This is a genomic window from Aerococcus sp. 150760013-2 (genome assembly GCF_053627715.1).
Genome location: NZ_JBSEYI010000013.1, coordinates 28216 through 40655 on the forward strand (window position 1 = coordinate 28216; position 12440 = coordinate 40655).

The window sequence follows — 12440 nt, forward strand, 5'->3', positions numbered from 1 at the left end:
TACTCTATTTGAGAGCAGTATGTGCTGCGTGTTCCGTTTATTCTAAATTAGCATGTTTTCCGTACATTTTATCGCTGTCCAGTTCTTTTTTCTCCATGTAACTTAAAATGATGGCATCATAAAACAGCAACATGGTTTGTTCGAATAAAGATCCCATCGGCTGAACAGTTTGAATGGTTCCTTCACTGTTATCTTTTGTCACACCAGGGAGTTGGACAATGATGTCAGCCAATTCTCCGATAGTCGAAGCGGGTGAAATGGTAACAGCAGCTATTTTTCCACCAATGTCCTTTGCTTTTTGAGCGACTGGAATCAATGTCTTCGTTTCCCCTGATCCTGTTCCAATAATCAGCAAATCATTTTCTTCAAACGTACCGGTGACGGTTTCCCCTACAACATAGGCTTCAATCCCCATATGCATTAAGCGCATGACGAAACTTTTTCCTATCAAACCGGAACGTCCAGCACCAGCCACAAATATTTTTCCAGCATCCATGATTTCATCGACCAGCTTTTCAGCTTCCTCATCTGAAATTCTAGATGGTGTTTTCTTTAACTCTTCAATGATTGTTGCTAGATGATCCGTTGTATTCATACTACTACCTAACCTTGTTTGATAATTTCAGATATCTTGCGTGCAGCTTCTTTAGGATTATCCGCGCTTGCAATTCCGCCACCAACGATGATCAAGTCTGGTTTTTGTTCTACAGCATCTTTTAGCGTCTCTAATTTAATGCCGCCTGCAATAGCCGTTTTTGATTTTTTGACTACCTTTTTGACTTTCTTCAAGTCTTCAAATGGGCTCTTCCCTTGCGCCTGTAAATCATACCCTGTGTGTACACAAATATAATCTGCTCCCATTTCATCCAGTTCTTTTGCACGTGTTTCAACATCTCGTACTGCGATCATATCCACAAGAATTTCTTTTCCGTATTTTTTCGCTTCCTCGACAGCCCCTTTAATCGAAGCGTCTTCCGAAACACCCAGAACTGTAATAATGTCTGCTTTATAATCAACTGCTTGGCCAACTTCAAAATCAGTAGCGTCAATTAATTTTTCATCCGCCAACACTTGTAAATCAGGGAAGGCTTCTTTGACTTCTTTAACTGCTTGAAGTCCTTCTCTGTTGATGACAGGGGTACCAAGTTCCACTACATCGATATACTCTTTAACCTCTTCCACTAATTCAATGGCTTCTGGTATATCTTTAACAAGGTCAATAGCTAGCTGTAATTTCAATTCAATACATCCTTTCTGGAAAATGATATTTTTTCTGTAATTATTTACATATATTAGTGTAAAGCGTACATTTTTATAAATCAAGCTTTCCGGGTTGGCGTGTAGTTCTCTAGAGAGGCCTTTGCATAAATACCGGCGAATAGACATAATTATTCAGCTTATTTTTTCGCAAGGTCAAAAAGGTGTTCAAACATTTGATTATATCCTTCCCGTTGACGATTTGTTAGGCGTGTATTGGTATAATTTTCAACTAACATCCGAACCATATCATTAATGGTCGATTTTTCTTCATTTTCTAATTCTTCAATAAACGGCCTTAAAGTATTTAATCGTAACAATACATCTGAAGAAATCTTTGCTGTCTTTGTTGCTCGGAAGAAAGAATCAGGAACCTCTGTTTTGTTGGCTTCTTTTTTCGTTTCTTCCACTATATGTGGTTTTAACTCCCCTTTTTTGTGTCCTCTATTGCACGAGTGGGTGTACGGCCGATTGAACGGTGGGGGTGGTAATCCTGGGCCGAAAGCCCGGTAACCTAAAACAACGCTCTTAGGGAGGATTTTAAGAGGGTTTTAGGTGTGTTGCACGAACAACACCGACGCATACAGATGTGAAGCAGCGACTGACCGATCCGACGCTAGAAATTCAAATAAATAGCACACATGTTGTACCCTAGTTTGCAGAATTATTTTTTTAATTTTGCATGGCTAGGGTACAACTATGCCCACTTACTCCTTTCCCTCTCCTCTGCTAGGTTAAGTGAGACCTTAAGTCAATAGCTTTTCTTGCTTTATACCGTTATTCTAAGTTAAATATAGATATAATAATCAAGAAAATAACACAGGAATAAACATGTGAGAGGGGGGTATCGGGATGCCGAAGGCCTTAGCGATGCTTGTAAATATTGAAGAAGAAAATACAGTGACGTTTTATCTCTTGGAAGAAAAAAAGACATACAGGTGACGGTAACAGATGATTTAATAGCGGAATTTGAAGCAGCTCTTGGAGAAGAAGAAAGCTATTTTGTCATGCTTGATACGGTATTGAAGCAGGTTGTCTGAGTAATCCGAAAGGGGAAACGTCATGGCCTACAACTATAAAAAGAAAACAGCAGAAGAACGGAAATTAGAAATTGATAGCCTAACCGATGAGATGCATGTCAACTTACGCAACTATGCGACAGATCCGAAAGAGTTAGAAGCTTTTCTTGTTTTTATGAGTCAGTTTTATGATTATTCGTTGAAGAATCAGTTATTGATTCATTCTCAATTTAAAGGTGCGTTTGGCGTTGCGTCTTTTAAGACGTTTAAAGATTGGGGATTATCTGTCTTAAAAGGGGAAAAAGAGAATCTCGCAGCCCATAAAACAACAGTTGAGACACGAAAACGGGTCAGCTTTAAGTTGGGGACGGTCTTTGATGTGACGCAAACAAATGCGCAGCCAGAAGATTATCCCGATTTGTTTCCAAATCGAAAAAAAGACTTTCAGTATACGAGGAAACAGATGGTGATTTTGAAGAAAACGTTATTGCGTTATGCCAATGAAGAACAGATAGGGGTTCAAACAGCGAAAATCAGTAACAGTCCTGCTAAAAGATACTACCGGCCTGATACGCATACGATTGTATTAAGTAATCGTAATAATAAAAGCGAATCCATTCATACGCTTATACATGAGCTGGCGCATGCGTTTGGCTTAGATACGAAAACCAATTCCTTGCACTACACGGCACAATGGACGCAGAATTTAGAACACGTGACGGAACTCGAAACGGCTTTGGAAGAAGTAAAGCATGTTTCTCATACCCTTATTTCACGTTTAGAGACACTTTTAGAGCATGAACAACTAAATGTGCAGGTAAACTTAAAAGACGCGTCAAAATTAAAAAATAGCGCGCTAGCACAGGCTTTCTTTTCTATTCATACGATTGAACCCATTACGCAGATTGGGAGACATCGTGTTTATGATTTAAAGCTGCATTCAAAAACAACGGGACCACAGAAGTATCGGATTCTCACGACAAAAAAACCTAATGAAATTGCACACACATGGGTGGGAGAAAAAAGTGGCACCGACTGGTTAAAGGAGCATGCCCTTACCGCATTTGTTGAGAAACATCCTGAAATCACCTCGCCGCAAGAAAAAATAGCGACACTTGAAAAAACGATAGCGGGAGAAGCACAGCCATTTAATCATTTTATGAAAGAGACGCGTGAGAGAACCAGTCAAAAAGAATTAAGGTATTAAAATACATACGTATATACTTGAATCATTTAATACATACGTATATACTATATGTATGAGGTGATAAATATGAAAATGATTCAAAGAAGTACACGTAAATCGGGACACAGCGTGATTACGACACTCCCACCCGATGTCTTACAGCAACTCAACTTAAACGTGGGTGATTCCATTGAATATGTTATCAAAGGTGGTCACGTTGAAATCCGTAAAGCTGCCGAAAAAGAAGACGATTTTTTAGCAACGGTTAACGCAGTGATGGATGACTACAATGTTGCACTTGAAGGACTCGTTAGCCGATGATCCGTTATTTAACTGAACGGGAATTAGTTATGATTAATACGCTGCAGATTCAACGCTACAGCCCTGAGGAGCAGATCGGCGTAAAGGAGCCAACCGCTTTGAATATGTGTGTCGCTTTACCGAAACAGGATGTATTTGATAAAGAACTTTATCCGACTCTGTTTGATAAAGCAGCCATATTGTACCAAAAACTAGTTCAGAAACACTGTTTTCACAATGCCAATAAGCGGACCGCATTGGTTGCGGTTCATACATTTTTACGTTTAAACGGTGTGACGTTAAACGTTAGCAATAAAGAAATAGAAGACTATACGGTAGCGATTGCTACAGATAAAGACCTTACATGGGAATCTATTTCTTCATGGCTCGAAGTGCATTCAAAATAGATTAATATTACAGCGATTAAAAAGGAGCGAACTGTTATGTTCTGGCTAATGAAGCTCCATTAGGTACCTTTTCCTTCAAAAGTGCTGCCAGTACAGGAATAAATATAGTATAGAAAGGATTTATATTTAATATGATAAAAAAAGTAACTTATATATTCTTTCTTTCTATAGTAGCAGGGTTATTCTTGTCTGCATGTAGTAATAAAGAGTCTTTAAATGAAAAATGGCATACTAAAGCTGACGAAGAGAGTGTAATACTTAGATCAAATAGTGGCCAGTCTATCTCATTTTCCGAAAAAGGGATGAGCGCAGATTACACTCAAATTTCTGAAGAAGATCCTCGTATTTTCCCATTTGAGAAAGGAAAGTTATATTCTACGTATACGGTAATCCAAGAGGAAGGCAATATTATCATAGAAGCTGATAACAATAATGAATTACAATATGTGTTGAAAATAAAAGGCGATCGATTGTATGAAGATGAGAGAAATAATGTCACATACACCACAGATTCTTATCTTTTAGAAACTGAAAAAGAGGATTTGGAATCAGCTAGTTAATACATATATGATAACCCAGATAGTTCTTATATATGTAAGTATTCAACAACAACAAATTTGATAAGAGACCCCCTAACTTCATAGACTAGGAGGTCTCTTATCGTCTCTTTACATCCATTTATTTCTTAAACCATGAAGTTTATCTGTATAATCTCCTTTTCTTCGCCATATTAGTTCACTTTAGTCGCAACAGACCTATCTAAAAGGTAATCGAATATAATTAACGAAATACTTGAATTTTATTGATTCATGTATTTATAAAATAATAGAATTAGCTAAGTAATTTGGCTGTTTTTGGACTAATATTTATTTTATAAATAGGAGGAAAAACATTGAAAAAAAGAAAATTAGTTTTACTAATTATTAGTTTGTTAGGTTCTGTTGCAAAGTTTTAAATAAAGAATAAAATCCCTTACGGTATCTATGATTTAAGCTGGGATTCCCAATAATACCTTGATTTCAGTACAGACCGAAAACCCGAAGAGAGTGCCTTCTTTTCGGGTTTTCTTATATAATCCTCGAATGGCTTCCATCCCTTTAATCGTGGTAGAGGCAGTGCGTAAACTTCGATAGAATTTATTGCGTCTCTTTACTGAACGATGGTCTTGTTCAATCAAATTATTCAGGTATTTAATGGTACGATGTTCTGTCCCTTGATAAAAGCCGTATTCTTTTAGTTTCTTAAAGGCACTTGTAATAGAGGGGGCTTTATCTGTGACTACAACCTTCGGTTCATCAAACTGCTTCACTAACCGCTTAAGAAAAGCATAGGCTGCTTGTGTGTCCCGTTTTTTACGTAACCAAATATCCAAGGTTAAACCATCTGCATCGATGGCTCGATACAAATAATGCCATTTTACTTTAATTTTGATGTACGTTTCATCCATTTTCCATGAATAAAAGGATTTTTTATTTTTCTTTTTCCAAATTTGATAGAGTAGTTTGCCATATTCTTGCACCCAACGATAAATCGTCGTATGAGAAACGTTAATGCCACGATCATATAAGATTTCTTGAACTTCACGATAGCTAAGGTTATAACGAAGATAGTAGCCCACGGCTACAATAATCACATCCTGCTGAAATTGCTTTCCTTTAAAATGATTCATCGTCATTCCTCCTGCTATCTTTTTCTATTATTCTACCTTATTTGATAGTAGATTTAAAACTTTGCAACAGAACCGAGAAGTCCACTCTTCATAACCAAAAACGGTCGTTTATGAAATAATAAGACTAATACGTACAATAGATTTGTTTCTTTTGCTTTTCAATTTACTCTCACTTTTTATTTTCACTCAAACCAACATTTTAATGTTGACATTTTACGTTAATAATTTTATTCTAAAAGCACAATATATTCAAACGAATATTTGAATAATAACTTCAATATTTTTACATAAAATACTATCTATTAATTTTAGGATCGTGCTAAGCGAAATTCCAAGTCATTACATGAAGGAGAAATAATAGAATGTGTAACAAACTAACATAACTAAATATCTATTATTCCGTTTATGGAGCAATTTAAAAAGGAGTTTTTTTATGAATTTAATTTTAACCATTCTCTCTGCTTTAGGGTCTTTTATAGTAACCAATATCGATGACATTTTTGTCTTGATGTTGCTGTTCTCTCAGGCAAGTTCACAAGCTAAAGCAAGTAATGGACGAACGGTGAAGGGAAATCGTATTTATCCTAAAGATATAGTCATTGGTCAATATCTTGGTTTTGCACTTTTAGTTTTAATCAGTCTTTTAGCTACATTTGGAGTAACACTCATTCCTGATCAATGGGTGGGTTTATTAGGACTAATCCCGATCTATTTAGGAGTTAAACTGTTTATAAAGGGTGAAGATGAAGATGAAGGTGCTATTCTTTCTAGTTTAAATAAATTTAATAAGTTCTATTTAAGTGTAGCATTTATCACATTTGCCAATGGTGGAGACAATATTGGAATTTATATTCCATTCTTTTCTACTTTAAATAACAACCAACTGGTCATTACAGTTGTTACTTTCTTTATAATGGTTGCGGTTTGGTGTTTAATCGGCTATCGTCTAGCAAGATTTAGATATGTTTCTGAAACACTTGAGAAATACGGCCGATGGCTTATTCCAATTGTGTTTATAGGATTAGGATTTTATATCATGGCAGAAAATAATATATTTTCTAACCTGTGGTCTGACTTCGTAAATTTAAATTCCTAATTAACCGTAATAGTTCAAAAATTTTATTGTTATATCCCCTTTCCTTTTAAAGTAATGAGTATAAATCTTTATAGAAAATAAACTTTGAGGTGACGACTTTGTATTGGATCATTATTCTCACACTAAGTATTGATCAGTTTGTTAAATATTTAGTTAGAAATTTTATGGACTACGGGCAATCCATTCCCATTATCAATGGTTTTTTCCAATTAACATCTCATCGAAATACAGGTGCTGCTTGGGGAATTTTTTCAGGACAAAAAATATTCTTAATTAGCATTGCCATTATTGTTATAGTCGTTGGTCTTATTTATTCTCGTAAAGTAACTGATAAGCTAACGCGTATAGCCTTTGGCTTTTTTATAGGAGGTGCAATGGGAAATGTTATAGACCGTTTAATTTTTGGGGAAGTAACAGATATGTTCGAAGTTACATTTATTAATTATCCAATTTTTAATACTGCGGATGTATTTTTAGTTAGTGGAGCTATCTTATTTCTTATTAGTACTTATAAAGAGTCAAAATTAGAGGATAATCAAACTTAAAGATTTTTTTGTTTTTTGCAAATTTCAATCCCACGAATAACCAGCTATGTATGACGATTGTTGATAGGAAATAACAACAAAAAAGAAATAGCATGGTTAATATGAATTACACCCATGCCGGGCACATAAATAAAAGGTTATCCTAAATATCAGGATAACCTTTGACCGTTTAAAGAATACGGCTTTTATCAAGGGACAGAACATCATACCATTAAATACCTGAATAATTTGATTGAACAAGACCATCGTCCAGTAAAGAGACGCAATAAATTCTATCGAAGTTTACGCACTGCCTCTACCACGATTAAAGGCATGGAAGCCATTCGAGGATTATATAAGAAAACCCGAAAAGAAGGCACTCTCTTCGGGTTTTCGGTCTGTACTGAAATCAAGGTATTATCGGGAATCCCAGCTTAAATCATAGATACCGTAAGGGATTTTATTCTTTATTTAAAACTTTGCAACAGAACCAGAATAATTATTTACTGCAAACTAAAGAAAAATTGCTTTTTATGTAAATTACATTCAAACATATACTTGACTATTTGGTTTTTGTTAATTTATAATGATAATCAAACATACATTTGATTGATAAGAGGTGAAAAATTTGCAAAATAATGCATGTGAAGTTACGTGTATAGATGAGGAAAAAGTCAAAAGAGGTAAAAAAGAACTACTCAAACAAAATCCTTTGGAAGTAGCCAAAGTTTTTAAAGCTTTATCGGATGATACTAGGATTAAGATTGCGTATACTCTCTCTTTAGAAGATGAATTGTGTGTATGTGATGTAGCGAATATTGTTGGTGCTACAACTGCCACAACATCTCATCATTTGAGGTTACTTAAAAATCTTGGATTAGCTAAATATCGAAAAGAAGGTAAGTTAGTCTACTATTCATTAGATGATGATCATGTAATGAAACTAATACAGGTTGCATTTGCACACCACAAGGAGGTTGTTAAAATTGTCTGAAGCAAAAGCATTAGAGACTGAAAAAAATATGTACCGTGTTCAGGGGTTTACATGCGCAAACTGTGCGGGAAAGTTTGAAAAAAATGTTAAAAGACTTCCAGGAGTTGAGGATGCAAAAGTAAATTTTGGTGCATCTAAGATATCCGTTTACGGGGATGCAACGATTGAAGAACTTGAAAAAGCAGGTGCATTCGAGAATCTTAAAGTAGCTCCTGAAAAATCTGCTCGCCAAGTTTCACAAGAGGTAAAAGAAGATACGAAAGAAGATAAAGTGCCATTTTATAAAAAGCATAGTACTCTACTTTATGCTTCCTTATTTATTGCCTTCGGTTTACTTTCTTCGTTTGTGAATGGAGAAGAGAACATTGTTACTACCTTATTATTTTTAGCATCCATGTTAATCGGAGGGTTATCACTCTTTAAAGTTGGATTACAAAACTTATTACGCTTTGAATTTGACATGAAAACCCTTATGACAATAGCTGTTATAGGTGGGGCCATTATTGGAGAATGGGCAGAAGTTGCCATTGTTGTTATTCTTTTTGCAATTAGTGAAGCACTTGAGCGATTCTCTATGGATAGAGCAAGACAATCGATTCGTTCATTAATGGATATCGCGCCCAAAGAGGCACTTGTTAGACGGAATGGACAAGAAATCATGATTCATGTCGATGATATTGCTGTTGGCGATATCATGATTGTAAAACCTGGTCAAAATATTGCGATGGATGGTGTAGTCGTAAGTGGCTACTCTGCCGTCAATCAAGCAGCTATTACAGGCGAATCAGTCCCTGTTGAGAAAACGGTTGATGATGAAGTATTTGCAGGTACCTTAAATGAAGAAGGATTACTTGAAGTAAAAATAACAAAACTTGTTGAAGATACAACCATTTCTAAAATTATTCATCTTGTTGAGGAAGCACAAGGAGAACGCGCTCCTTCGCAGGCATTTGTCGATAAATTCGCAAAATATTACACACCGATCATTATGATCATTGCAGTATTAGTGGCTATAGTCCCTCCTTTATTCTTTGATGGCAGTTGGGAAGCATGGGTTTATCAAGGATTAGCTGTTCTTGTTGTTGGTTGTCCATGTGCGTTGGTCATATCGACTCCGATTTCTATTGTTTCGGCAATTGGGAATGCTGCGAAAAAAGGGGTTCTTGTAAAAGGCGGAGTGTATTTAGAAGAAATGGGTGCCTTAAAGGCCATAGCATTTGATAAAACGGGTACCTTAACAAAAGGTGTTCCAGTTGTAACTGATTTTAAAGTGTTGAATAATCAAATGAATGAAAAAGAATTATTGGCGATCATTACTGCATTAGAGTATCGTTCTCAGCATCCTCTTGCTTCAGCTATCATGAAAAAAGCAGAAGAAGAAAACATTTCATATTCTGATGTACTGGTAGAGGATTTCTCTTCTATTACAGGTAAGGGTATCAAAGGTATTGTAAACGGGATGAATTATTATATCGGTAGCCCGAAACTCTTTAAGGAATTATTGACTACTGGCTTCGATAAAGACTTAGAGCAAAATGTTAATACTCTTCAAAATCAAGGTAAAACAGCCATGATTATTGGAACCGAAAAAGAAATACTTGGAGTTATTGCAGTTGCTGATGAGGTTCGTGAATCAAGTAAGGAAATTATTCAAAAGTTACATCAACTTGGAATCAAAAAAACAATTATGCTTACAGGTGATAACAAAGGTACAGCGAATGCAATCGGTCAGCATGTCGGAGTATCAGATATTCAAGCTGAACTGATGCCTCAGGACAAATTAGACTATATTAAACAATTAAGGTCCGAGTATGGAAACGTAGCCATGGTTGGAGATGGTGTCAATGATGCTCCTGCGTTAGCAGCTTCTACAGTTGGAATCGCAATGGGTGGAGCTGGTACAGATACAGCCCTGGAAACGGCAGACGTCGCTTTAATGGGAGACGATTTAAGAAAACTTCCATTCACTGTAAAATTAAGCCGAAAAGCTCTAAATATAATCAAAGCAAACATTACTTTTGCAATTGTTATTAAATTTATTGCCTTATTATTGGTTATCCCAGGTTGGTTAACGCTCTGGATTGCCATCCTTTCAGATATGGGCGCAACCCTTCTTGTAGCATTAAATAGTTTGCGACTTATGAAAGTGAAAGAATAAAGGGAAAAGGGCTCTCCAGACAGATTGGAAAGCCCTTTTCTAAAGTAATCACATTATAGTTATCCAGTCTAATTAAAAATGAAAAGATTGGGTATAAGTAAAACATCAGATTGTAATTACATATAAATCTCTATATTTGAACAAAAACAATTTAATTGGTTCTGTTGCAAAGTTTTAGATAAAGAATAAAATCCCTTACGGTATCTATGATTTAAGCTAGGATTCCCAATAATACCTTGATTTCAGTACAGACCGAAAACCCGAAGAGAGTGCCTTCTTTTCGGGTTTTCTTATATAATCCTCGAATGGCTTCCATGCCTTTAATCGTGGTAGAGGCAGTGCGTAAACTTCGATAGAATTTATTGCGTCTCTTTACTGGACGATGGTCTTGTTCAATCAAATTATTCAGGTATTTAATGGTACGATGTTCTGTCCCTTAATAAAAGCCGCCGTATTCTTTTAGTTTCTTAAAGGCACTTGTAACAGAGGGGGCTTTATCTGTGACTACAACCTTCGGTTCATCAAACTGCTTCACTAACCGCTTAAGAAAAGCATAGGCTGCTTGTGTGTCCCGTTTTTTACGTAACCAAATATCCAATGTTAAACCATCTGCATCGATGGCTCGATACAAATAATGCCATTTTCCTTTAATTTTGATGTACGTTTCATCCATTTTCCATGAATAAAAGGATTTTTTATTTTTCTTTTTCCAAATTTGATAGAGTAGTTTGCCATATTCTTGCACCCAACGATAAATCGTCGTATGAGAAACGTTAATGCCACGATCATATAAGATTTCTTGAACTTCACGATAGCTAAGGTTATAACGAAGATAGTAGCCCACGGCTACAATAATCACATCCTGCTGAAATTGCTTTCCTTTAAAATGATTTATCGTCATTCCTCCTGCTATCTTTTTCTATTATTCTACCTTATTTGATAGTAGATTTAAGACTTTGCAACAGAACCAAAAAAAGAGAATAAAAAAACAAAAGGGAAGCCTTGCTGATGCAAGCCATTAAAAAAAGGGGCAAAGCCCCTTAAACCCCTTATTTTCAAGAAAAAGGGGTAATTATTGTATGAGATTGTTTGAAAATCTAAGTAATTTTGCGTAAATTGCTGCATTTACAAGCATGCTAACGCATGGTCAAGGGTTAACACCCTTAACAAACCCCTAAAATACGCTCAGAGGCAAATTAGAGGGGGATAGAAGCGTTTTAAAAATGTTCAAGGGTATTTGTATGAAAATATATCTAAAAATCCATGAATACCTCTTAATTTACGTTTTCCGGATTTTGTTATAGTTTTATAAAGAGGTGTTAAGATGAAACATAAACAAAAACAAAATAAATACTTAAATATTTATTTTTGGATAGCTATAATTATATATATTAGTTTAGTTATTTTTTTCCCAGGTAATAGAACTTTAGAAATTTTTGGATTAGTTTTAGTATTTTTATTTTTCTTAATTCGGTTAATTCTTAGAAAGATAGCAAAATACTAATTCCTTTTTTTATTCCTAATTACACTTTCTAAAAGACTTATTATTAACAATATAGAGAAAAATATCTCTACTTCTCTACTATCAAAAAAAATAGAAGATATTAATCCAAAAATACTAAACCAAAAAAAATATTCCCTTACTTTATCCATATCAAATCTCCCTTTTCTTTTTCCAAAAATTATATCAAAAATAAAATTTTAAATAACTCAAAAAGGAATTAAAAGTAACAGCAAGCACAGTACTTGTACGTACAAAAAATAAAATAAGCGAAAAAATTAGGATAATTTTTTCGCTTATTTTATTTTAACTTTGGGGCAAGCCCCAAT

Annotated in this window: 13 protein-coding genes and 2 pseudogenes; 10 read left to right on the forward strand and 5 right to left on the reverse strand. The window is 35.2% G+C overall.

Annotation, left to right across the window (positions count from 1 at the left end; genetic code table 11):
- Window positions 1-37: 37 nt before the first annotated feature.
- The 3 genes from hxlB to ACUW85_RS07830 all read right to left on the reverse strand — a co-directional run bounded on the left by hxlB (window position 38) and on the right by ACUW85_RS07830 (window position 1667).
- Window positions 38-595, reverse strand: a complete 558-nt coding sequence (gene hxlB, locus ACUW85_RS07820; protein WP_149256563.1) for a 6-phospho-3-hexuloisomerase — start codon at window positions 593-595, stop codon at window positions 38-40.
- 8 nt (window positions 596-603) lie between these two features.
- Window positions 604-1239 (reverse strand): 3-hexulose-6-phosphate synthase, encoded by a 636-nt coding sequence (gene hxlA / locus ACUW85_RS07825; RefSeq protein WP_149256562.1) that lies wholly within the window; start codon window positions 1237-1239, stop codon window positions 604-606.
- A gap of 158 nt (window positions 1240-1397) precedes the next feature.
- The gene (locus tag ACUW85_RS07830) at window positions 1398-1667 is read right to left on the reverse strand and encodes a hypothetical protein (RefSeq protein ID WP_149256561.1); all 270 of its coding nucleotides are present in this window, start codon (window positions 1665-1667) and stop codon (window positions 1398-1400) included.
- 652 nt (window positions 1668-2319) lie between these two features.
- Here ACUW85_RS07830 and ACUW85_RS07835 point away from each other — a divergent pair.
- The 4 genes from ACUW85_RS07835 (at window position 2320) to ACUW85_RS07850 (ending at window position 4729) form a co-directional block, all read left to right on the forward strand.
- Window positions 2320-3483, forward strand: coding sequence for an ArdC-like ssDNA-binding domain-containing protein (locus ACUW85_RS07835; RefSeq protein WP_182023093.1), 1164 nt, complete (start codon window positions 2320-2322; stop codon window positions 3481-3483).
- A gap of 66 nt (window positions 3484-3549) precedes the next feature.
- Entirely contained in the window at window positions 3550-3783 is a 234-nt protein-coding gene (locus ACUW85_RS07840) for an AbrB/MazE/SpoVT family DNA-binding domain-containing protein (protein ID WP_111857746.1), read from the forward strand.
- Window positions 3780-4169: a type II toxin-antitoxin system death-on-curing family toxin gene (locus tag ACUW85_RS07845; protein ID WP_149256559.1), complete on the forward strand. Its 390-nt coding sequence runs from the start codon at window positions 3780-3782 to the stop codon at window positions 4167-4169. Before ACUW85_RS07840 ends, ACUW85_RS07845 begins: the two co-directional genes overlap by 4 nt.
- Window positions 4170-4300: 131 nt before the next feature.
- Window positions 4301-4729 carry a hypothetical protein gene (locus ACUW85_RS07850; RefSeq protein ID WP_149256558.1) on the forward strand — a complete coding sequence of 143 codons (429 nt, stop codon included), beginning with the start codon at window positions 4301-4303 and terminating at the stop codon, window positions 4727-4729.
- 428 nt (window positions 4730-5157) lie between these two features.
- On the opposite strand, the gene ACUW85_RS07855 is transcribed toward ACUW85_RS07850, so the two are convergent.
- The gene (locus ACUW85_RS07855; RefSeq protein WP_165703027.1) at window positions 5158-5838 is read right to left on the reverse strand and encodes an IS6-like element IS1216 family transposase; all 681 of its coding nucleotides are present in this window, start codon (window positions 5836-5838) and stop codon (window positions 5158-5160) included.
- A 433-nt stretch (window positions 5839-6271) separates the two neighbouring features.
- Between ACUW85_RS07855 and ACUW85_RS07860 the strand changes: the two genes are divergently transcribed.
- The 5 genes and pseudogenes from ACUW85_RS07860 (at window position 6272) to ACUW85_RS07880 (ending at window position 10610) form a co-directional block, all read left to right on the forward strand.
- Window positions 6272-6934, forward strand: coding sequence for a CadD family cadmium resistance transporter (locus tag ACUW85_RS07860; RefSeq protein WP_149256660.1), 663 nt, complete (start codon window positions 6272-6274; stop codon window positions 6932-6934).
- Between the two features lie 98 nt (window positions 6935-7032).
- Window positions 7033-7479, forward strand: coding sequence for a signal peptidase II (lspA, locus tag ACUW85_RS07865; protein WP_149256661.1), 447 nt, complete (start codon window positions 7033-7035; stop codon window positions 7477-7479).
- A 180-nt stretch (window positions 7480-7659) separates the two neighbouring features.
- A pseudogene (locus tag ACUW85_RS07870) lies at window positions 7660-7896 on the forward strand (DDE-type integrase/transposase/recombinase); the annotation flags it as partial.
- A 190-nt stretch (window positions 7897-8086) separates the two neighbouring features.
- A complete protein-coding gene (locus ACUW85_RS07875) occupies window positions 8087-8452 on the forward strand; it encodes an ArsR/SmtB family transcription factor (protein WP_048726876.1) in 366 nt (121 codons plus the stop codon).
- Window positions 8445-10610 (forward strand): heavy metal translocating P-type ATPase, encoded by a 2166-nt coding sequence (locus ACUW85_RS07880; RefSeq protein ID WP_396027399.1) that lies wholly within the window; start codon window positions 8445-8447, stop codon window positions 10608-10610. Before ACUW85_RS07875 ends, ACUW85_RS07880 begins: the two co-directional genes overlap by 8 nt.
- A 211-nt stretch (window positions 10611-10821) precedes the next feature.
- Here the strand turns inward: ACUW85_RS07880 and ACUW85_RS07885 are convergent.
- Window positions 10822-11505: pseudogene (locus ACUW85_RS07885) on the reverse strand (IS6-like element IS1216 family transposase).
- Window positions 11506-11934: 429 nt separating this feature from the next.
- On the opposite strand from ACUW85_RS07885, the gene ACUW85_RS07890 reads away from it, so the two are divergent.
- Entirely contained in the window at window positions 11935-12114 is a 180-nt protein-coding gene (locus ACUW85_RS07890) for a hypothetical protein (RefSeq protein ID WP_048727043.1), read from the forward strand.
- The last annotated feature ends 326 nt before the right edge of the window (window positions 12115-12440 follow it).